The organism is Streptomyces sp. NPDC006624, from assembly GCF_040611555.1.
Taxonomy (GTDB): domain Bacteria; phylum Actinomycetota; class Actinomycetes; order Streptomycetales; family Streptomycetaceae; genus Streptomyces.
Genome location: NZ_JBEXOM010000007.1, coordinates 247129 through 267341 on the forward strand (window position 1 = coordinate 247129; position 20213 = coordinate 267341).

18 protein-coding genes are annotated in these 20213 nt (G+C 71.8%); 11 read left to right on the top strand and 7 right to left on the bottom strand.

Annotated elements, in window-relative coordinates; genetic code table 11:
* Positions 1 to 1517 precede the first annotated feature (1517 nt).
* Both ABZY20_RS16305 and ABZY20_RS16310 read right to left on the bottom strand, forming a co-directional pair.
* On the bottom strand, positions 1518 to 1658 hold the full coding sequence (locus ABZY20_RS16305; protein ID WP_356442084.1) for a hypothetical protein: 141 nt from the start codon (positions 1656 to 1658) through the stop codon (positions 1518 to 1520).
* Complete coding sequence (locus tag ABZY20_RS16310; RefSeq protein WP_356442086.1) at positions 1659 to 1913, bottom strand: hypothetical protein; 255 nt, start codon at positions 1911 to 1913, stop codon at positions 1659 to 1661. It abuts the gene before it with no gap.
* Positions 1914 to 2291: 378 nt separating this feature from the next.
* Between ABZY20_RS16310 and ABZY20_RS16315 the strand changes: the two genes are divergently transcribed.
* The gene (locus tag ABZY20_RS16315) at positions 2292 to 2618 is read left to right on the top strand and encodes a GYD domain-containing protein (protein ID WP_356442088.1); all 327 of its coding nucleotides are present in this window, start codon (positions 2292 to 2294) and stop codon (positions 2616 to 2618) included.
* Positions 2619 to 2791: 173 nt separating this feature from the next.
* Here the strand turns inward: ABZY20_RS16315 and ABZY20_RS16320 are convergent, their stop codons facing one another.
* Positions 2792 to 3874 carry an FUSC family protein gene (locus ABZY20_RS16320; protein WP_356442090.1) on the bottom strand — a complete coding sequence of 361 codons (1083 nt, stop codon included), beginning with the start codon at positions 3872 to 3874 and terminating at the stop codon, positions 2792 to 2794.
* Positions 3875 to 4180: 306 nt separating this feature from the next.
* Here ABZY20_RS16320 and ABZY20_RS16325 point away from each other — a divergent pair, with 306 nt between their 5' ends.
* The 8 genes from ABZY20_RS16325 to ABZY20_RS16360 all read left to right on the top strand — a co-directional run bounded on the left by ABZY20_RS16325 (position 4181) and on the right by ABZY20_RS16360 (position 14238).
* Complete coding sequence (locus ABZY20_RS16325; RefSeq protein ID WP_356442091.1) at positions 4181 to 4447, top strand: hypothetical protein; 267 nt, start codon at positions 4181 to 4183, stop codon at positions 4445 to 4447.
* Positions 4448 to 4736: 289 nt separating this feature from the next.
* Complete coding sequence (locus ABZY20_RS16330; protein ID WP_356442093.1) at positions 4737 to 5615, top strand: DUF2797 domain-containing protein; 879 nt, start codon at positions 4737 to 4739, stop codon at positions 5613 to 5615.
* Positions 5616 to 5832: 217 nt separating this feature from the next.
* A complete protein-coding gene (locus ABZY20_RS16335; protein WP_356442094.1) occupies positions 5833 to 6573 on the top strand; it encodes a response regulator transcription factor in 741 nt (246 codons plus the stop codon).
* On the top strand, positions 6570 to 8204 hold the full coding sequence (locus ABZY20_RS16340) for a HAMP domain-containing sensor histidine kinase (protein ID WP_356442096.1): 1635 nt from the start codon (positions 6570 to 6572) through the stop codon (positions 8202 to 8204). Before ABZY20_RS16335 ends, ABZY20_RS16340 begins: the two co-directional genes overlap by 4 nt.
* A gap of 14 nt (positions 8205 to 8218) precedes the next feature.
* Positions 8219 to 9598 carry a bifunctional glycosyltransferase family 2/GtrA family protein gene (locus ABZY20_RS16345; protein ID WP_356442098.1) on the top strand — a complete coding sequence of 460 codons (1380 nt, stop codon included), beginning with the start codon at positions 8219 to 8221 and terminating at the stop codon, positions 9596 to 9598.
* Complete coding sequence (locus tag ABZY20_RS16350) at positions 9595 to 11775, top strand: glycosyltransferase family 39 protein (protein ID WP_356442100.1); 2181 nt, start codon at positions 9595 to 9597, stop codon at positions 11773 to 11775. The genes ABZY20_RS16345 and ABZY20_RS16350 overlap by 4 nt, the downstream gene beginning before the upstream one ends.
* 96 nt (positions 11776 to 11871) lie before the next feature.
* Positions 11872 to 13368 (top strand): MFS transporter, encoded by a 1497-nt coding sequence (locus tag ABZY20_RS16355; protein ID WP_356442102.1) that lies wholly within the window; start codon positions 11872 to 11874, stop codon positions 13366 to 13368.
* 114 nt (positions 13369 to 13482) lie between these two features.
* Positions 13483 to 14238: a TetR/AcrR family transcriptional regulator gene (locus ABZY20_RS16360; RefSeq protein WP_356442104.1), complete on the top strand. Its 756-nt coding sequence runs from the start codon at positions 13483 to 13485 to the stop codon at positions 14236 to 14238.
* Positions 14239 to 14258: 20 nt separating this feature from the next.
* Here the strand turns inward: ABZY20_RS16360 and ABZY20_RS16365 are convergent, their stop codons facing one another.
* Entirely contained in the window at positions 14259 to 14729 is a 471-nt protein-coding gene (locus ABZY20_RS16365; protein ID WP_356442106.1) for a PPOX class F420-dependent oxidoreductase, read from the bottom strand.
* A gap of 10 nt (positions 14730 to 14739) precedes the next feature.
* Complete coding sequence (locus ABZY20_RS16370) at positions 14740 to 15099, bottom strand: STAS domain-containing protein (RefSeq protein ID WP_356442108.1); 360 nt, start codon at positions 15097 to 15099, stop codon at positions 14740 to 14742.
* 207 nt (positions 15100 to 15306) lie between these two features.
* Between ABZY20_RS16370 and ABZY20_RS16375 the strand changes: the two genes are divergently transcribed.
* Complete coding sequence (locus tag ABZY20_RS16375) at positions 15307 to 16029, top strand: ANTAR domain-containing protein (RefSeq protein ID WP_356442110.1); 723 nt, start codon at positions 15307 to 15309, stop codon at positions 16027 to 16029.
* A gap of 57 nt (positions 16030 to 16086) precedes the next feature.
* Positions 16087 to 16788: a GAF and ANTAR domain-containing protein gene (locus ABZY20_RS16380; protein ID WP_356442112.1), complete on the top strand. Its 702-nt coding sequence runs from the start codon at positions 16087 to 16089 to the stop codon at positions 16786 to 16788.
* Here ABZY20_RS16380 and ABZY20_RS16385 read toward each other — a convergent pair.
* Positions 16771 to 17592 carry a YceI family protein gene (locus ABZY20_RS16385; protein WP_356442114.1) on the bottom strand — a complete coding sequence of 274 codons (822 nt, stop codon included), beginning with the start codon at positions 17590 to 17592 and terminating at the stop codon, positions 16771 to 16773. The genes ABZY20_RS16380 and ABZY20_RS16385 overlap by 18 nt on opposite strands.
* 88 nt (positions 17593 to 17680) lie before the next feature.
* Positions 17681 to 20200, bottom strand: coding sequence for an MFS transporter (locus ABZY20_RS16390; protein WP_356442116.1), 2520 nt, complete (start codon positions 20198 to 20200; stop codon positions 17681 to 17683).
* Positions 20201 to 20213 lie beyond the last annotated feature (13 nt).

Here is a 20213-nt window from a genome sequence, read left to right on the forward strand (position 1 = left end):
TGGGATCCACTCCGTCCGGGAGATGCAGCGCTGAAATCTGACGACTCCGGAGGCCATGAACAGCCAAGTGCGTAGCCAGTTCGCACCGGAAAACGCTTCCAACCTCGCCAGCCTGGCCCGCTCTGCTCAACGCAACCACACCCCGCCCTCATACCTCATGTCTCACACGCGCAAGGAGACCTACCTCAAGGTTTTCATCCAACTGGTTTGCTGGCAACCGTACTTTCCCAGGTCAACAACAACGGGTTCCGGTCTCAGAGGCGTGACCAGCCGCGCGCCACCAAGAGGTCGGTCTGACGCTGGGCGTCGGCACCGCTAACGACGTGCTGACTGAGCGGATCCCGCGTCGCTGCTTCCAAGCGACGGATAGCCGCGCCCGCAGCGATATCATCCTCGCCACATTCTTGTGACGAGTTTGTAAGTCGATCTGTGGGACAGCTTGGTCAGCAACGTCACGCAGTAAGGGCCTGCCCGCAGTGCCGACCAACTCGGGCGGACTTTTGGAGTAGTCGCTCCGTGTTCGTACTTCCCGGATGCCAAAGATTCCGAACAGCCTGGCGGCAGGGGGCCGAATTCTTTAGCGAGCCGTGCCACAGGTGTGAGGAAGCGCTGGCCGAGCTTCCCGAGGAGGGCCGCCGCGAGGTCATGGAACTGACCGCGACGGCCTTAGTCCGTCGGTAGGAGTGGCCGGCTTCCGGTGGCTGGGACGCAGCCATGCTGCTCGGATCGCGCTCGTGGATTACGTTCGCGGCCTACTTGGACGGCATTGACGTGTTACGCATCGGGTGATGGGCTGAACCGGTGCCGCGCCCGCTGAGAGCGCGGCACCGAAGTGGGGCTCAGCTGTGGTGATGCCACCAGTAGAGCGCGAGCGCTCCGACCCCACTGAGGCTTGCCTTCACGCCGATGCGGACCAGCTCGTCCTCAGCGGTGCTGAGGAGGCGCCGGAAGTGGTGTCGCGCCCCGCATTCCGCGAGGGCCCTGTTCACCCGGCGGTGCATACGGGCCGTGCGGGCTGCCGCACGGCTGGTGGCTATCCGACGGCGTGCACGCGCTGCGCGGGCGATCTTGGGTGTAGGCCGCTGACACTGGCAGCGCCTACACTTCCGGTTGCTGGGAATTTCGACCTCCTTGTGGGTTGATCTTCCTGACTCTGTTGGCGGCCTCCTGCTCTCACCCAGGGGGCCGCCGCCGTTTCCGGCGACGGCTGTGACCGCGCGCCCTATTCTGACGCACGGCACTGACACCAGGTGCTTCTCGAGGTCAAGGCAAACGGTCGCCTGTCGCACAGCAGTTGAGGTCCAGCCCGGGTAGCTGGATCGTGCGCTGAGTCTGAAGTGGCAGCACGGTGCAGCAAGTCGAGCCGCTGTGCCGTGTACGAGACTGTGCGAACCCCGGCCATGTTGATCAACTCCGCCGCGCTCGCACGCAAGTTCCACGTGAAACGTAGAGCTGACCGGCGAGCTGCAGGTCGTTTTGGAAGGAGTCGAACTTCACGAGGTCTCGACGCACATGCCCTACTCGGTGAACGGGACGATCTCAGGCAGCACTTCGTCGACCTCGTCGTCGACGGCGTATCCCATCTCCGGCATCTCGTTCACCTTGCAGTTGATGAACTCGTCGACGTAGTTCAGAACACGGTAGACCTTGATGAACATCTAGCCCTTGATGTGCTCGTGCAGTGCCACGACCTCAGGCGACTTCGGGCGCAGCTTCTGTCCCGTGCGACCGCAGCCCGGACTCGTGCAGCGCACGATCGGCGGTGCCCCGTCTCCGCCTTCGTCGACCAGCTGGCCGCCGCACGGCTGCGGTACGTCCTCGACCCGGCGGGCGTCGCCGAGGGCACGCCGCACGAGTTCGATGGCCCCGGGATCGAGCGCCGACGGCGGATGGTCGAGTGGCTTTGCCGGCACCGAGACGGGGGCGGACACTCGGCGATGGCGCGACGCTTCCATTTGACGGCAGCTCTGACGGCAACGACGGCACACGCTCGCACACGATCGCCAACCTGGGCGATCGGGGATCCGAGGCTGTCGGCAGCGGGCACGACGCCCTGCCCAACCCTACGGATCAGAAGGTTGCAGGTTCGAATCCTGCCGAGTGCACACAGGTCGAAGGCCCCGGAGAGATCCGGGGCCTTCGGCGTTTCCGAGGTGTGTGGTGGTGAAGTACCGCGACGGCCGGTGATCAGCCGGAGTCATCATCCCGGCCGTTCGGGGGACGCGCGGGCGGCTTCGGGGACGTGTCCCACCCCGCGGGGGCATCCCTTGCTGGGACGAAAGGGAGACATGATGCCGCTCTATCTATCGAGGTTCAGCTACACGCCGGAGACCTGGGCGAGACTGATCGGCCACCCCGAGGACCGCGCGAAGGCCGCTCAGTCCTACATCGAGTCCGTCGGCGGCAAGCTCCACGGCTTCTGGTACGCCTTCGGCACCCGCGACGGCTACAACCTGTGGGAGGCCCCCGACAACGTGTCCATGGCCGCGGTCTCACTGGCAATCAGCGGAGGCGGCGCACTCAGCTCGTTCGAGACGACCGTCCTCCTGACCGTCGAGGAGACGATGGAGGCCCTGCGCAAAGCCGGGCAGGTCCAGTACCGGGCTCCCGGCACGTAGCGGTCCAGTGCGGTCCAGGTGGCTTGCAGCGGCCAGGCTCAGGTAGCGGGCAGCGGCAGCGGTAGGGCAGCCACGCCGGCTCTGCGCGTCCAGTGGTGCATGACCGCCATCGGCTGATCTGTGGGGAGCCGCGGATCAGAAGGTGGCGGGTTCCCATCCTGCCGAGTGCACACTCATGCCGACCTCGCTCGCGATCGCTTGGCCCGTTGGCCGAGCTGGTCCGCGAGCAGCATGACGAGCAGGCCGATTCCCACGCCGCACAGTGTCCACAGCACGCGGTAGCCCTCGGTGCTGTAGTCCGAGGGGCGTGGCAGGTCGAGCAGGATGAGGACACCGGCGGCGATGGCGGCGCAGTAGAGGGCGTAGTTCCAGAAGCGCATGGCTGCCGCGTGGGTCAGCAGGACCAGTGCGACCACCTCGAGTCCGCGTTCGACCGCGAACAACCGGAGTCCGTGGACCGCGGTGGGCAGGAGCAGGACGACCGCGGCCGCGACGGCGCCGATGAGTGCGCCGACGACGCGCTGCACGGCGATGAGGGCGGTCTGTTCCACGCTCGGCTTCATCGCGACCATCGTCGCGATCACCATCCAGAAGCCGTGCGGCAGATCTCCCCCGAACGCCAGGGCGACGGTCCCGGCGACGGCCACGGCGCGGATCACGGCGAACGTGATCAACGGTGGGGTCAGCTTGTGCCGGGACGTGTCACCGGGGAACTCCGCGATCGGCTGCGGCCGGTCACGTCGGCCGCGGATCAGCCACTCGATGAACGTGACCACGATCCACAGCGCAGCGCCTGACGCCCAGGCCAGCACCTGGGCCCAGGTGTGGCTGGTGACCCGGGTGCCGTGGAGGCCGGAGGCGAGGGCCACGGCGACGAGGAACCAGGTGTTGAGGAGCAGGGCGGTGGCGAATCCGCGCGCTCCGAACGTGGCCATCAGGCCGGCCACCAGCGTGACGGCGAACGCCGCGAGCACCAGCCAGCCCCAGGCCTGCGCGCCGATGCCGAACCCCAGCGCGGTCAGTCCCGCGCCGATCAGGGCGAAGACGGCGATGCGCGAGGCCCGGTGCCCGTAACCGCCCCCCGGGTCGTCCAGCGCCGCGAACAGCAGTCCGAACAGTGCGCTGAGCAGGTACTGCTCGTGCCCGATGGCCCAGAACACGATGAGCGGCACCAGCGCGACATCCAGGAACGCCACCGCCCGGGGCCAGTTGAGCCCCGAGGGGACGAGCACGAAGACGTTCCGCAGTCCGCTCATGACCCTGCCCCGGCGGGCCGGCGGTCCTTGTCGTCGGTTCACACCCGCCATGGCCCCCTCGGTCATCCGGTCATCCGGTCATCCCGGTCGTCGGGTCGGTCTGCGCTGTCGGTCGCCATTCTTGTTCCGCGGTGCACAGGGGGGTGAAGGCGCGCCGGGTCGGTGCCGTGGCAATCCGGGACCGTTGCCGTTGCCCTGCCCTGCCCTGCCCTGGCCTGCTGCCGCTGCCCCGGCCTGCTGCCGGTGGCGGGCCGGGGCGGGGAAAGGGACGCTGGATCCGGGGGCAACGTGATGGCGAGGTACTCCATGTCCCGGACCGGCTCGGACCACAAGGCGCACACGCCCTTCTTCTCCCGCCCCGGCGTCCGCCGCTTCGTACCGTTCGTGGTGATCACCGCGGTCGCGCTCGTGTTCATCTTCGAGAACCGCTCGACCGTCGAGATCCGCCTGCTCATCCCCCTGGTGAGCATGCCGCTGTGGGGAGCCCTCCTGATCGCCTGGGGGCTCGGCTTGCTCGCCGGCTTCTTCACGGTGCGCCGGCGGTCGAGCCGGCACTCGCGGCGGTCCGGGTAGCGCCGCGGCGTCCACAGGCGATTCTCCAGGCGACCGTCCGTGCCGGGCAGCCGGCCGGTTGGTCGGTCCGGCGGTGCCCCTCGGGTGCCCGCTGGCCGCCGACCGCTGGCCGCTGGCCGCCGACCGCCGACCGCCGACCGCCGACCGCTGCCCGGGGCCTTCGGCCGCGCCCCGTCGGTCGTCCGGCCGTCCGATCGTCCGGGCGTCCGGGCGTCCGGTTGTCCGCGGTCGTTCGCCAGGCCACAGGTCCGGGCGGCGTTGTCAGTGTCCCCCCTTACTCTCGGCAGCGATGGCACACGCGTGGAGATGCTCAGGGCTGCGGTGGTCGGCGGAGGACGGTCCCGTGCTGGTGTGGGACGGGGGGCGGCGCAGTGCGCTGACCTGGGGGAAACGGGTGGCCTTCGGGGTCGCCGAAGGGGGTGTGCGGACGTGTGTGGGGGCTCGCGGGCATGCCTGTCCGGTGAGGGCGGCCGTGCCGGGCCGCAGTACGGGGGCGCGGTGTGAGGAGTGTGCGCGGCTGGACCGGGCGCACTCGGTGGCCGCAGACACGATCGCGGACGATCCGCGGCCGTACCACGTCTATCTCGCGTGGTTCGGACCCGGCATGCTCAAGGTCGGGATCACGGCGCGGGAGCGGGGGTCCGCGCGGCTGCTCGAGCAGGGTGCGGTCTGTTTCAGCTGGCTCGGCGTCGGGCCGCTGATGGCCGCGCGGCGGGCCGAGGAGCTGCTGCGGGCCGCCCTGGGGGTGCCCGACCGGATCCCGTACGCCGAGAAGCGGGCGGTGCGGTCCGCGCTGCCCGGCGGCGAGGCGGAGCGGGCGGCGGAGATCACCGAGGTGCACGGACGGGCCGTGGCGCTCGCCGCGTGGCCCGAGTCGCTCGCGCGGCTGCCGCTGCGGGTCGTCGACCACGTCGGTGTGTTCGGGCTCGCGGGCGTGCCCGGCGCCGTCGGGGAGGTGAGCGAGCTCGCTGCCGGGTGTGCGGTCGGTGGTGAGCTGGTCGCCGCCGCCGGGCCCGATCTGCATCTGGCGACCGAGCGCGGGGTGGTCGTGATCGACACGCGGCTGATGGCGGGGTGGGGGCTGGTGCCTGCCGCCGGCGGCGGCGAACTGACGGTGCCCATGCGGCGGTTCAAGGGGGTGCCGGGGGTGCAGGACGGGCTGTTCTGAGGCGGCCGTTCCCGGGCCGTTCCCGGGCCGTTCCCCTGCGCCCGCCCTTCCCACGCCCTTCTCACACCCCCACGCCCTTCCCGTATCCGTCCCACGCCCTCCCCATATCCGTCCCACGCCCTTCCCAGGTGTCCCCTGAGAACCCCCTGTGCGTTTCTCAGGTAATTCACAGGTCGGCGAAAGGGCGCTCTCAGAGGGCCCCGACATCGTGTCCGGCATGACCACGACCTCGCCCCAGGGGCGCACCGAACTGCTGAGGCCGGACGGGAGCCCCGTCCGCGTGCTGGTGGTGGACGACGAGCTGTCGATCACCGAGCTGCTGTCCATGGCCCTGCGCTACGAGGGATGGCAGATCAGGAGCGCGGGGGACGGCCACGGGGCCCTGCGGACCGCCCGCGACTTCCGGCCCGACGCCGTCGTCCTCGACATGATGCTGCCGGACATGGACGGGCTGTCCGTGCTCGGACGGCTGCGGCGCGAACTGCCGGACGTGCCGGTGCTCTTCCTCACCGCCAAGGACGCCGTCGAGGACCGGATCGCCGGGCTGACGGCGGGCGGGGACGACTACGTCACCAAGCCGTTCAGTCTCGAAGAGGTCGTCGCCCGGCTGCGCGGGCTGATACGGCGGTCCGGTGCCGCCGACCGGCGGTCCGACTCCATGCTGGTCGTCGGGGACCTCACCCTCGACGAGGACAGCCACGAGGTGACCCGGGCCGGGGAGAACATCCACCTCACCGCGACCGAGTTCGAGCTGCTGCGGTTCCTGATGCGCAACCCGCGGCGCGTGCTCAGCAAGGCGCAGATCCTCGACCGCGTGTGGTCGTACGACTTCGGCGGGCAGGCCAACGTCGTCGAGCTGTACATCTCGTACCTGCGGCGGAAGATCGACGCCGGGCGGGAGCCGATGATCCACACGCGGCGCGGTGCCGGCTACCTGATCAAGCCCGCTGCGTCATGAGCGGGCGACGACGGTCGCGTACGCAGCGGACGCCGGGCGGGTGGCGCGCAGGCAGGCCGCGCACGCTGCGCACCCGGCTCGTCGTCGCGTCCGTGGTGCTGATCGCCGTCGTGTGCGCGGTGATCGGGACGGTGACGACCCTCGCCCTGCGGTCGCATCTGTACGAACAGCTCGACGACCAGGTCTTCGACGCGGGCAAGCGCCTGTCGGGGCCGATGAAACCGGGCGACGAGAAGGACACCGACGAGAAGGACACCGACGAGGAGGACCTCGCGGAGAGGGAGCGGATCAGGGGCTTCGTCATGGGACCGGCCCAGCCGGGCACCGTCGCCGCCGAGGTCCGCGCCGACGGCACGGTCTCCCGGGCGTTCCTCGCCGAGGAGACCTCCGAGGAGGTCGGCCCGCTCCAGCAGAACGTCGCCCTCGGCCTCACCGGGGAGCAGAAGGCCGCCCTAGCCGAGGTGCCGGCCACGGAGAAGTTCTACACCGTCGACCTCCCCGGTCTCGGCGAGTACCGCGTGCAGTACGTGACCGCGGGCGACGGGGACTCCTACTACGTCGCCCTGCCCACCGAGTCGGTCACCACCACCATCAGCACCCTCATCCTGGTCGAGGTGAGCGTCACCGGCGCCGGGCTGGTCGCCGCCGCCATCGCCGGTTCCGTCCTCATCGGCGTCGCCACCCGCCCCCTCCGCCGCGTCGCCGCCACCGCCACCCGCGTCTCCGAACTCCCGCTGCACACCGGCGAGGTGAACCTCAGCGAGCGCGTGCCCGACTCCGAGACCGACCCGCACACCGAGGTCGGCCAGGTCGGTGCCGCGCTCAACCGGATGCTCGACCACGTCCACGGGGCGCTGCACGCGCGGCAGCAGAGCGAGACGCGGGTCAGACAGTTCGTCGCCGACGCCAGTCACGAGCTGCGCACCCCGCTCTCCTCCATCCGCGGGTACGCCGAACTCACCCGGCGCGGACGCGAACAGGTCGGCCCCGACACCCGGCACGCCCTGGGGCGCATCGAGTCCGAGGCCGGGCGGATGACGCTGCTCGTGGAGGACCTGCTGCTGCTCGCGCGGCTGGACGCCGGGCGGCCGCTGCGGTTCGAGCACACCGACCTCGTACCGCTCGTCGTCGACACCGTCAGCGACGCCCGCGCGGCCGGCCAGGACCACGTCTGGCGGCTCGACCTGCCCGACGAACCCGCGCTGGTGTCGGCGGACGCCGCCCGGCTGCAACAGGTCCTCGTCAACCTGCTCGGCAACGCCCGCAACCACACCCCGCCCGGCACCACCGTCACCGCCCGCGTCCAGCGGCGCGGCCCCTGGCTGTGCGTGGACGTGCAGGACGACGGACCGGGCATACCGGCCGCGTTGCTGCCGCACGTCTTCGAACGCTTCGCGCGGGGCGACTCCGCGCGCTCCCGTGCCACCGGCTCGACCGGGCTCGGGCTGGCCATCGTGCAGGCCGTGGCGAGCGCGCACGGCGGTGCCGTGACCGTCGACAGCGTGCCCGGGCGGACCGTGTTCACCGTGCACCTGCCCGCGCTGCCGCCCCGGCCGCAGCCGGACATGAGCCGGCGGCAGCACTCACAGGCACGCCACAGCGTCACCACACGGGCACAACAGGGCGCCTGACGAAGGTCGGTTCCATGCGAACCGACTCTTCTCCCGGCACCCTGCCGGCGCGGGAGCACCTCCCGGCCGCCTCAGCCGGTACGCCTGTCCTGGACGTAGTGGTCCCCGTCCTCAACGAGGAGAAGGACCTCCAGCCGTGCGTGCGCAGACTGCACGAGCACCTGGCCCGCACCTTCCCGTACGCGTTCCGCATCACCATCGCGGACAACGCCTCCACGGACACCACCCCGCAGGTGGCGGCGCGGCTGGCGGCACAGATCCCCGAGGTGACGGTCGTCCGGCTGGAGCAGAAGGGCCGGGGCCGGGCCCTGCGGGCCGTCTGGTCCGCCTCGGACGCCCCGGTCCTCGCCTACATGGACGTGGACCTGTCCACCGACCTCAACGCGCTGCTCCCGCTGGTGGCGCCGCTGATCTCCGGCCACTCGGACCTCGCGATCGGCTCCCGGCTGGCCCGCAGCTCGCGCGTGGTGCGCGGCCCGAAGCGGGAGTTCATCAGCCGGGCCTACAACCTCATCCTGCGCGGCTCGCTCCAGGCCCGCTTCTCGGACGCCCAGTGCGGCTTCAAGGCGATCCGCCGCGAGGTGGCGCAGGTGCTGCTGCCCCTGATCGAGGACACCGGCTGGTTCTTCGACACGGAGATGCTGGTGCTCGCCGAGCGGGCCGGGCTGCGGATCCACGAGGTGCCGGTCGACTGGGTCGACGACCCCGACTCGACCGTGCACATCGTCAGGACCGCGACCGACGACCTCAAGGGCGTGTGGCGGGTCGGCAGGGCCCTGGCCACCGGCTCGCTGCCGCTGGACCGCCTGACCCGGCCGTTCGGCGACGACCCGCGCGACCGCGAGATCAAGGACGTACCGAACGGGCTGGCCCGCCAGTTGGTCGGGTTCTGCGTGGTCGGCGGTCTGTCCACCCTCTTCTACCTGCTCCTCTACAGCGGCTTCCGGGCCTTCACCGGCTCGCAGGTCGCCAACGCGCTGGCCCTGCTGGTCTCCGCGGTCGCCAACACCGCGGCCAACCGGCGGCTCACCTTCGGAGTGCGCGGACGCGGCGGGGCCGTACGGCACCAGGCGCAGGGGCTGGTCGTGTTCGGCATCGGGCTCGCCCTGACCAGCGGCTCGCTCGCCGCGCTGGGCGCGGCCAGCTCCGAGCCCGCGCACTCCACCGAACTGGCGGTCCTCGTCGCCGCCAACCTCGCGGCCACCGTGCTGCGCTTCCTGCTCTTCCGGGCGTGGGTGTTTCCCGACCGGCGCGAGGACGGACCGGCGCCGGCCGTCCCGTACACCACTCCCGCGTTCCACGCCGGTGACGCCGCCGACCCCTGGCGGGACGCCACCGTGCAGCTAATGCCGGTGCGCCCGCACGACACCACCGATGCGAGGGACTTCCGATGACCGTCCACCACGACGAGCGGGCCGAGGGCAGGGCCACGCGGCCCGAGACCTGGGCACGCCCTTCCGCACCGTCCTCCCCCGAGGCCGCCGAACCCGCGCGGCCCCTGCCGCGGCGGCTGTGGCGCGGCCGCCCCGAGGACCCCCGTTGGGCCCGCCCGGCCCTCCTCGCCCTGCTGCTCGTCACGACCGCCCTCTACCTCTGGAACCTGAGTGCCTCCGGCTACGCCAACTCCTTCTACTCGGCGGCCGTCCAGGCGGGCAGCCAGTCCTGGAAGGCGTTCTTCTTCGGCTCGCTGGACGCGGCCAACGCCATCACCGTCGACAAGCCCCCGGCCGCGCTGTGGCCGATGGCCCTGTCCGTGCGGCTGTTCGGGCTCAGCTCCTGGGCGATCCTGGTCCCCGAGGTCCTCATGGGCGTCGGCACGGTCGCCGTCGTGTACGCCGCCGTCCGCCGCCGGTTCGGCCCCGCGGCCGGCCTGATCGCGGGCGCGGTGCTGGCGCTCACCCCCGTCGCGGCGCTGATGTTCCGCTTCAACAACCCGGACGCGATGCTGGCCCTGCTCATGGCGGCGGCCTGTTACCTCGTCATCCGCGCCCTGGAGGACGGCCGCACCAGGTGGCTGCTGTGGGCCGGGGCCGCGATCGGACTCGCGTTCCTCGCCAAGACCCTCCAGGCCTTCCTGATCCTCCCGCCGCTCGCCCTCGTCTACGGCGTCTGCGCCCCGGTCACGGTGCGCAAGCGGCTCGGGCAGCTCGCCGCCGCGCTGGCCGCGATCGTCGTCTCCGGCGGCTGGTGGGTCGCGGTCGTCGAGCTCTGGCCCGCGTCCTCCCGCCCGTACATCGGCGGCTCGCAGAACAACAGCTTCCTCGAGCTGACCTTCGGCTACAACGGCCTCGGCCGCCTGAACGGCGACGAGACCGGCAGCGTCGGAGGCGGCGGGGGCGGCGGCGGAGGCGGCGGTGGCAACTGGGGCGAGACCGGCTGGGACCGGCTGTTCGGCTCCTCGATCGGCGGCCAGATCTCCTGGCTGATCCCGGCCGCGCTGATCCTGCTCGTCGCCGGTCTGGTGGCCACGCGGAAGGCGGAGCGGACCTCCGTGACACGGGGTTCGTTCCTCGTGTGGGGTGGCGCGCTGCTCACGACCATGCTGGTCTTCAGCTACATGCAGGGCATCTTCCACGAGTACTACACGGTCGCCCTCGCTCCCTACATCGCCCCGCTGATCGGCATGGGCGCGGCGCTGCTGTGGCAGAAGCGGTCCGAGGCGTGGGCGTCCCTGGCCCTGGCCGCCGCGACCACGGCGACCGCGGCCTGGGGGTACGTCCTGCTCAACCGGTCCTCCGACTACCTGCCCTGGCTGAAGTGGCTGGTCCTGGCCGGCGGTCTGACGGCGGCCCTCGGGCTGGTCTTCGCCGGGCGGCTCGGGCGCCGGCTGGCCCTGGGCGCGGCCGGGCTGGGCCTGGTCACCGCGCTGGCCGGTCCGGCGGCGTACACGCTCACCACGCTGAACGAGGGCCACACCGGTTCGATCGTCACCGCGGGCCCGGCGGTCGCGGGCGGCCGCGGCGGCCCGGGCGGCGGGGGCGCCCCCGGTGACGGCGGACCCGGCGGCGGTTTCCCGGGCGCGGGCCAGAACCAGCAGGGCCAGCAGGGCCAGCAGGGCCAGCAGAACCAGCAGGGCCAGCCCCCGCAAGGGGGCGGCCTCCCCGGCGGCGGCATGCCCGGCCAGAACCCGAACCAGAACCAGAACCAGCAGAACGGTGACGGCGGCCGGACGGGCGGCATGGGCGGGGGCGGCGGCATGGGCGGTCTGCTCAACGGCGCCAGCGTCGACTCCGAGGCCAGGAAGCTGCTGGAGACCGACGCCGGGCAGTACACCTGGGCCGCGGCGGCCATCGGCGCCCAGAACGCGGCGAGTTACCAGCTGTCCACCGGCGTGCCGGTGATGGCCGTCGGCGGGTTCAACGGAACCGACCCGTCCCCGACGCTCGCGCAGTTCAAGAAGTACGTGGCGGAGGGCGAGATCCACTACTTCATCGCCTCCGGCGCGGGCGGCGGCATGGGCGGAGGTGACGGCACGTCCTCCCGGATCACGGCCTGGGTGGAGGCCACCTTCGAGAAGGTCACGGTCGGCTCGGCCACCTTCTACGACCTCACCCGGAAGGCGAGCGCCTGACACACGACCGATCGAGGAGGGGGCGGTGGCCGGGAGCCACCGCCCCCTCCGCAATTCCGTTGTACACCGTAAGGGAGGCGTTCTACGGTGTACAACATGACGACGTCCCCCCAGGAAACGGCCCCGCCGCAGACGGTGCGCGGCGGGCACCCCCAACGCTGGCTGATCCTCGGTGTCATCTGCCTGGCGCAGCTCACCGTGCTGCTCGACAACACGATCCTGAACGTGGCGATCCCCTCGCTCACCCGCGAGATGGACGCCTCGACGGCCGACGTCCAGTGGATGATCAACGCCTACTCGCTGGTGCAGTCCGGCCTGCTGCTCACCGCGGGCAACTCGGCCGACCGCTACGGCCGCAAGCTGATGCTGATGTCGGGCCTGGCGGTCTTCGGCGTGGGATCGCTCGCGGCGGGGCTGTCCCAGAGCCCGGCCCAGCTGATCGCGGCCCGCGCCGGCATGGGCGTCGGCGGCGCGCTGCTGATGACCACGACCCTCGCGGTCGTCGTGCAGATCTTCGACGACACCGAGCGGGTGAAGGCCATCGCGCTCTGGTCGACGGTCAGTTCGCTCGGCTTCGCGGCCGGGCCGCTGATCGGCGGTGTGATGCTGAACCATTTCTGGTGGGGCGCGATCTTCCTGATCAACATCCCGGTCGCCCTGCTCGGCCTGGTCGCCGTCGCCGCGCTGGTGCCCGAGTCGAAGCACAAGGCCGGTGACCGGCCCGACCTGCCCGGCGCGGTGCTGTCGACCCTCGGCATGACGGCCGCGGTGTACGCCATCATCACCGGGCCGGAGCACGGCTGGACCTCCGGGCAGGTGCTGGTCTCCGCACTGCTCGGCGCCGCCGTGCTGGGCCTGTTCGTGCTGTGGGAGCTGCGGACCGAACACCCCATGCTCGACATGCACTTCTTCCGCAACCAGAAGTTCGTGGGCGCCGTCGCGGGCGCGATCCTCGTGGCGTTCGGCATGACGGGGTCGCTGTTCCTGCTCACCCAGCACCTGCAGTTCGTCCTCGGTTACGAGCCGCTGGACGCGGGCCTGCGGACGGCTCCCCTGGCGCTGACCGTCGTGGCGCTGAACTTCACCGGGATCGGGGCGAAGCTGGTGCTGAAGGCGGGCACGCCGGCGGCGATCGCGCTCGGGATGACCCTCGTCTCCGCCGGGCTCGCGGCGATCGCGCTGCTCGGCGGGCACGGGTACGGAGGCATGCTGCTCGGGCTGGTCGTGATGGGCGCGGGTGTGGCCCTGTCCATGCCCGCGATGGCCAACGCGATCATGAGCGCGATCCCGCCGGAGAAGGCGGGCGTGGGAGCGGGGATCAACGGAACGCTCGCGGAGTTCGGCAACGGACTGGGCGTCGCCGTCCTCGGGGCCGTGCTCAACTCCCGGTTCGCCTCCCTCGTCGCCGTCTCCGCGACCTCGCTGCCGGCGGCACTGGCCGCGGCCGGCAGCGCCGAGGAGCGGGCACGCATCTCCGACGCGTTCGCCTCCGGCCTGGAGACCAGCCAGCTGGTCGGCGCGGCCGCCGTGCTGGCCGGCGGGCTGGTCGCGGCCGGGTTGCTGCGGCGGGCCGAGCGGGCAGAGTCCGCCTAGGAGCCCGGGCTGCCCGGCGGCCGCTCGGCCGTACGGACGGGGGGTGAGGGCCACCGCGCCCCCCGTGCGGCGCGTCTAGCATGAGCGGCGTCGGAAGATCGAGGAAGGTGCGCCATGGCGAAAGCGGCCCCCAAAGGCGCGCGGAGCAGTGTCTGGCTGGAGGGCAAGGCGCACCGGCGGCGCGGCGGCGGGCAGCCCTCCGGCCTGGACCGGGGCCGGATCGTCGAGGCCTCCGTACGGCTGCTGGACGCCGAAGGACTGGCCCGGTTCTCGATGCGGCGCCTGGCCGGTGAGCTGAACGTCACCGCGATGTCCGTCTACTGGTACGTCGACACCAAGGACGACCTCCTCGAACTCGCCCTGGACGAGGTCATGGGCGAGATGCGGCTGCCCGACCCGGACGCCGACGAGGACTGGCGCGACCAGGTGCGGTCGCTCGCGCGGGAGTACCGGACGCTGCTGGTGCGGCACCCCTGGGTGTCGCCGCTGGTCGGCGCCTACCTCAACATCGGCCCGCACAACCTGGCCTTCTCCCGGGTGGTCCAGCGCGTCGTCCGCCGGACCGGGATGCCCGCACAGCGCCTGACGAGCACGATCTCGGCCGTCTTCCAGTTCGTCTACGGCTACGGAACCCTGGAGGGACACCTCGCCACGCGGGCCGCCGCCACCGGCATGACCGTGGACGAGTACTTCCAGGAGGCCCTGAGCACCGTCACCGCCGCCCCGCAGGCCGCGGACGTGATCCGGGAGTCGCAGGAGATCATGGCGGCCCGCGGCGGCGACACGGTCGCGGAGATGCTGGAGCGCGACTTCGAGTTCGCCCTGGAACTGCTGATCGCCGGGATCGAGGCGATGGTCGCCCGGGCCTGACCCGGTCCGGACGGCCGGCGCTACTCCCCTTCGGCCAGCCGCGCCGGGAAGCCGCCCGTCGCCACCGGGCCCCACCGTTCGGGGGTGATCCGGATGATCGACTTGCCCTGCTTGACCATGGCCGCGCGGTACTCGTCCCAGTCCGGGTGCTCCCCGGCGATGTTGCGGTAGTACTCCACGAGCGGCTCGACGGAGTCGGGTGAGTCGATGACCTCGGCCGTGCCGTCGATCTGCACCCAGGGGCCGTTCCAGTCGTCGCTGAGCACGATGACGCTCACGCGCGGGTCGCGCCGGGCGTTGCGGGTCTTGGCGCGCTCCGGGTAGGTCGACACCACGATCCGGCCGGAGTCGTCGACCCCGCAGGTCAGCGGGGAGCCCTGGGGGCCGCCGCCGGACCGGCGGGTCAGCAGGATCGCGCGGTGCCGGGGCCGTACGAAGTCGAGCAACTCGTCCAGGGACACACGGGTGTTCGTCGCGATGTTCGGTGCCATGCCGGGCAGCCTACGACGCCAGGGCCTCGGGCAGGTTGTCGTACACGGGCACGTCGCGGCGCAGTCCGGTCAGCCCCAGGACGCGGCTCGCGACCCCGTCCGGCCGGGCCACCAGGTGCACCCGGGCCTCGGGGACCCGCTGGCGGATGTCGTTGATGAGGCGGACGCCCTGGGAGTCCATGAACGAGGTGCGGGTGAGGTCGAGGACGAGGACCTCCATCCGGTCACGCCGTTCCTCGAGCGCGGACACGATGCGGGGGAGGAGGTCCGCGGCGTTGCAGAAGTCGATCTCGGCGGGCATGGCGAGATGGACGCGGCCGGGCAGGTCGTGCGGTTCTGTGGGATTCGTGAAGAAGGTCACGGCGCTCACCTGGCAGACGATCGTCCGGATTCCGGTAAGGCCGCTTCCTGACCCAGAGGCCCAGTAGACCACGGCGGCGGGCCGCCACGGAACCCGCGGGCGCGGCCATCGGCCAGGCGTCACCTCCAGGCAACCGAACAGTTAGAGTGCTGTCCGTCCTGTGCTCGCAGTCGGGAATGTGCTGCGGAGCTCTCCTGCGCACGGCCATGGCCGTGCATGCCGAAGAGGTTCGTGGTGGCTGCGTCCGAGTTTCCTGATTTGCCCCGATTTACGGCTGGCTTCGAGCTGGCCGAAGCGCTGACGGTGGCTTCTCAGCAACTGCACGAGACGGGCACCCCGCACAGCACGCTGCACACCGCGGTCCGGCTGGCCGTGCACCTGATGCCGGGGGCCGAGCACGCCGGCATCTCCGTGATCGAGCGCGGCACCAAGCTCCGCACCCTCGCCTGGACCGACGAGGTCGTCCGCTCGGCCGAGGCCCGGCACAACGGCCGCGAGCAGCACCGGCTGTGGGACCAGCTGTGGAACGACCCGGTGGCGCTGATAGCGGACAGCGAGGCCGACGACGGCTGGGACGTGCTGGCCGCCGTGGGACTGCGCTCGGCGCTGTCGCTGCGGCTGCGCGCCGACCGCCGCCGGCTGACCGTGCTCACGGCCTACGCGCGCAAGCCCGGCGTCTTCGACGAGGACGCCACCCGCATCGGCCGGCTGTTCACCGAGCACGTCAGCATCGCCCTGGACTCCGCGACCGTGCGCGAGCAGCTCACCGAGGCCATGCACACCCGGGACCTGATCGGCCAGGCCACCGGCATCCTCATGGAGCGCCAGGGCATCGACGCGGCAGCGGCGTTCGAGAGCCTGGTGCGCGCCTCCCAGCGGGAGAACGTGAAACTGCGCGAGCTGGCCCGCCGGATCGTCGGGGCGCACAACACCGCCTGAGGTGAGCCGCGTTACCCCGAGGGCGTGTTCGGGACACGACGGGATACACGTACGGGCATGAATCCCGAGACGTCCGACACGCTGGACCAGGCGATGGTGCGCAGCAGCGGTCTCGACACCCTGCTGCGCGATCTGACCGACCGCGCGGTGCGGGAGGTCCCCGGCGCGACCGCGTGCAGCATCACGGTGCGCCGCTCCGGCCGGCTGCTCACCCTGGCCGGCAGCGACGGCATGCCCAGCGGCCTGGACCTGCGGCAGTACGAGAACGGCTCGGGGCCCTGCGTGGAGGCCGCCGAGACCGACACCGAGCAGTACGTGCCCGACACGGGCGCGGAGACGCGCTGGCCCTCGTACACGGCGTACGCGCTGTCCGTGGGCGTCCGCTGCGTGCTGGCGGTGCCGATCGCCGTGGAGGGCGAGCGGGGCGCCGCGATCAACTTCTACGGGGTGCGGGCGGAGGCACTGGGCACGGGCCGGGAGGCGGCCCGTGCCTTCGCGGCGCGGGCCGCGGACGCGATCAGCGTGGCGCTGCGCATCGAGCGGCGGCGCGAGTCGGCGGCCGACGTGCGCACCGCGCTGCTCTCCCGCAGCGTCATCGACCAGGCGATCGGCATCCTCATGGCCCGCGAGCGGATCGACGCCCGCGACGCGCTGGAGCGGCTGCGCCGGGTCTCGCAGGACCGCAACGTCAAGCTCCGGGACCTGTGCGGCCAGTTGGTGGCGAAGGTGTCCGGCCCGGACTCACGCCGCCGGCAGTGACGCGCCCCGCACGGCCTGGATGTCCAGCTCCACCCTGAGGGTGGTGCCGATGGCGGCGATGCCCGCCTGGAGGACCTGGTTGTAGTTCATCGCGAAGTCCGCGCGGCGCAGTTCGGCCGTCGCGCGGAACGCCGCCCGGGTGCCGCCCCAGGGGTCGGGCCCCGTGCCGAGGTAGGCCAGGTCGAGGTCCACGGGCCGTACGACCCCGTGCATGCCCAGCTCGCCGTGGACGGTCCACCGGTCGGACCCGGCCGCCGTGAGCCCCGTCGACCGGTAGGTGATCTCGGGGAACCGCTCGACGTCCAGGAAGTCCGCCGACTTCAGGTGCTTGTCGCGCGTGCCGTTGCCGGTGTCGATGGACGCGGCCCGGATCACCGCCTCCACCCGCGACGTGGTGACGTCGTCCGGGGCGATCTCGATCGCGCCGGAGAACTCCGTGAACCGGCCGCGCACGCTGGAGATGCCCAGGTGCTGCGCCACGGCGGCCACGCCGGAGTGCGCCGGGTCGACGGTCCACGGCCCCGGCGGCGGCAGCTCGGTACCGCCCTGCCGGGCCAGCGTCACCTGACCGACCTCGGCCCGCCGGCTCGCCGTGACGATCACACTGGAGGCCGCGGGCGCGTACCCGACGGCGGTGACGATGACGGTGTACGCCCCCGGCGGCAGCGGCGTGGCGTCCTGTACGGCGCCCTCCGCGTCGGCCTCGGCGCGCAGCACCTGCGCACCGGTGGTGTCCGCCACCGTGACGACCGCGTGCGACACGGCCCATCCGTCCCGGGTACGGATCCTCGCGGTCAGTCCCATCGCTTCGTAACTCCTCAGGAAAGGACCGGCCCGCGGCAGGGGCGCGCCTCCGCTCGGAGCGCGCCCGCCGCCACGGGCCGGGGCCGGACTACTCGCCGGGGTGGGCGAGTTCGATGTCGTGGGCGTCGGTGCCGGCGCCGGTCACCGTCAGGGCGGTGGCCACGGGCGGGTAGCCCGTGGCGATGACGGTGTACTCGCCGCCGTCCAGGTCGGTGAAGGCGTACGCCCCGTCCGCGCCGGTGGTGGCCGAGCCGACGACGTTGCCCGCCTGGTCGACCAGCGTCACCCGCGCGTCGGCCAGCGGCCCGTGCGGGGCCCGGACGACGCCCTGGACGCGGGCGCCCGCGTCGAGGTCGATCTCGATCCGGTTGACCCCGGTGCCGCCCACCTCGACGGGCAGGGCGCGCGGCCGGTACCCGGCGGCGTTCACCGCGACGGTCACCGCCCCGGGCACCAGCTCGGCGAAGGAGAACTCGCCCTGCTCGCCGGTGGCCTGGGTGGCCAGCAGGTCCCCGCGCACATCGGTCACGATGACCATCGCGCCCTCGACCGGCTGCCCGCTCTCCGCGGCCCGCACGAGCCCGGTCAGCCCGCTGGTGCCGCTGAGCAGGATGTCGTAGGCGAGCGGCTCGCCGTTCACCACGACCGTGGAGGCCTGCGGCTGGTAGCCGTCGGCGGAGGCGATCAGGACGTACGAGCCGGTGCCCGGGGCGTCCACCGCGTAGGAGCCGTCGGCCTGCGCCACGGACCGGCCCAGCTGCCGCCCGGCCGGCGAGATCAGCGTGACGGCGGCCTGCGGCACGGGCGCGGACTCGGCGCCGCGCACGAAGCCGCGCACCGGCACCCCGCCCCCGCCGGGCTCCCCGGCCCGGGCCACGGTCGCGACGGCGGCGAGCCGCCGCGTCCCCTCGGGCCCGGTCCCGTCGGCGGTCGCGGTCTCCGCGACGGCCCAGCTCGGTGCCGCCTTCTCGGAGGCGGGGGCCTCGGCCGGAGCCTCAGCGGTGGCGGCGGTGTCCGCCGCCTGCGCCAGACCGCCCTTCGTCCGCAACGGGACCTCCTTGATGAACAGCGAGACCAGCAGGGCCAGCAGCGCCAGCGGGGCCGAGTAGAGGAACACGTCCGCGACACCGTGGCCGTAGGCGCTCTCGACGACCGTGCGGATCGGCGCGGGCATCGTGTCGAGGTCGGGGATGCCGCCCCCACCCGTGCCGGCGTGGCCGAGGGCCGCGCCCTGGGCGCCGAGCCCGGCGAGGCCGTCCTGGACGTAGTCGGTGATCTTGTTGCCCAGGACCGCGCCCAGCGCCGAGACGCCCACGGCACCGCCCAGGGACCGGAAGAAGGTCACCGTGGAGCTGGCGGCACCCAGGTCGCCCGGCTCCACCTGGTTCTGCGTGCAGAGCACCAGGTTCTGCATCATCATGCCGATGCCGAGACCCAGCAGCGCCATGAACAGCGCGATGTGCCAGTACTCGGTGTCGTACCGGATCGTGCCGAGCAGCCCCAGGCCCGCGGTCACCAGCACGCCGCCGCCGAGCAGCCAGCCCTTCCAGCGCCCGGTCCGGGTGATGACCTGCCCGGAGACGGTGGAGGAGACGAACAGGCCGGCGATCATCGGGATCGTCATGACGCCGGACATCGTCGGCGACTTGTCGCGGGCCAGCTGGAAGTACTGGCTGAAGAAGACGGTCCCGGCGAACATCGCGACACCGACGAACAGCGAGGCCAGCGAGGCCAGCGTGATGGTGCGGTTGCGGAACAGCCGCAGCGGGATGATCGGCTCGTCGGCCTTCGCCTCGACCAGCACGAACAGCGCCAGCAGCACCACGGAACCGCCGACCATGGCGTACGTCTGCCAGGAGACCCAGTCGTACTTGTCACCGGCGAAGGTGACCCAGATGAGCAGCAGGCAGACGGCCGCGGTGATGAAGAAGGCGCCGGCCCAGTCGACCTTGACCTTCCGCTTGACCACGGGCAGGTGCAGGGTCTTCTGCAGCACGATCAGGGCGATCACGGCGAAGGGCACGCCGACGTAGAAGCACCAGCGCCAGCCGAGCCAGTCGGTGTCGGTGATGACACCGCCGACCAGCGGACCGCCGACCATGGCCGTGGCGAAGACGGCGCCCAGGTAGCCGTTGTACCGCCCGCGCTCACGCGGCGAGATCATCGCCGCCATGATGATCTGGGCCAGCGCGGACAGACCGCCCATGCCGATGCCCTGGACCGCGCGGAAGGCGATGAGCGTGCCGGGGTTCTGCGACATGCCGGCGGCCGCCGAGCCCAGCACGAAGATCACCAGAGCGAGCTGGATCAGCAGCTTCTTGGAGAACAGGTCGGCGAGCTTGCCCCACAGCGGCGTGGACGCGGTCATCGTCAGCAGGGACGCGGTGACGACCCAGGTGTAGGCGCTCTGGCCGCCGCCGAGGTCGCCGATGATGCGGGGCAGGGCGTTGGAGACGATCGTCGACGACAGGATCGCGACGAACATGCCGAGCAGCAGGCCGGTGAGGGCCTCCATGATCTGCCGGTGCGTCATCGGAGCGCCGCCGCCGGAGGAGCCTCCCCCGTGCTTGGCATGAGCCCGCACACCGGCTGGTGTGGTCGTTGCCATGGGCTTCCTTTTC

Bases quoted from the DNA above. Each gene is read 5' to 3' on its own strand.
- ABZY20_RS16305 (WP_356442084.1), bottom strand. From the start codon at position 1,658: ATGTTCATCAAGGTCTACCGTGTTCTGAACTACGTCGACGAGTTCATC.
- ABZY20_RS16315 (WP_356442088.1), top strand. From the start codon at position 2,292: ATGCCGCTCTATCTATCGAGGTTCAGCTACACGCCGGAGACCTGGGCG.
- ABZY20_RS16320 (WP_356442090.1), bottom strand. From the start codon at position 3,874: ATGAGCGGACTGCGGAACGTCTTCGTGCTCGTCCCCTCGGGGCTCAAC.
- ABZY20_RS16325 (WP_356442091.1), top strand. From the start codon at position 4,181: ATGTCCCGGACCGGCTCGGACCACAAGGCGCACACGCCCTTCTTCTCC.
- ABZY20_RS16330 (WP_356442093.1), top strand. From the start codon at position 4,737: ATGGCACACGCGTGGAGATGCTCAGGGCTGCGGTGGTCGGCGGAGGAC.
- ABZY20_RS16335 (WP_356442094.1), top strand. From the start codon at position 5,833: ATGACCACGACCTCGCCCCAGGGGCGCACCGAACTGCTGAGGCCGGAC.
- ABZY20_RS16340 (WP_356442096.1), top strand. From the start codon at position 6,570: ATGAGCGGGCGACGACGGTCGCGTACGCAGCGGACGCCGGGCGGGTGG.
- ABZY20_RS16345 (WP_356442098.1), top strand. From the start codon at position 8,219: ATGCGAACCGACTCTTCTCCCGGCACCCTGCCGGCGCGGGAGCACCTC.
- ABZY20_RS16350 (WP_356442100.1), top strand. From the start codon at position 9,595: ATGACCGTCCACCACGACGAGCGGGCCGAGGGCAGGGCCACGCGGCCC.
- ABZY20_RS16355 (WP_356442102.1), top strand. From the start codon at position 11,872: ATGACGACGTCCCCCCAGGAAACGGCCCCGCCGCAGACGGTGCGCGGC.
- ABZY20_RS16360 (WP_356442104.1), top strand. From the start codon at position 13,483: ATGGCGAAAGCGGCCCCCAAAGGCGCGCGGAGCAGTGTCTGGCTGGAG.
- ABZY20_RS16365 (WP_356442106.1), bottom strand. From the start codon at position 14,729: ATGGCACCGAACATCGCGACGAACACCCGTGTGTCCCTGGACGAGTTG.
- ABZY20_RS16375 (WP_356442110.1), top strand. From the start codon at position 15,307: ATGCCGAAGAGGTTCGTGGTGGCTGCGTCCGAGTTTCCTGATTTGCCC.
- ABZY20_RS16380 (WP_356442112.1), top strand. From the start codon at position 16,087: ATGAATCCCGAGACGTCCGACACGCTGGACCAGGCGATGGTGCGCAGC.
- ABZY20_RS16385 (WP_356442114.1), bottom strand. From the start codon at position 17,592: ATGGGACTGACCGCGAGGATCCGTACCCGGGACGGATGGGCCGTGTCG.
- ABZY20_RS16390 (WP_356442116.1), bottom strand. From the start codon at position 20,200: ATGGCAACGACCACACCAGCCGGTGTGCGGGCTCATGCCAAGCACGGG.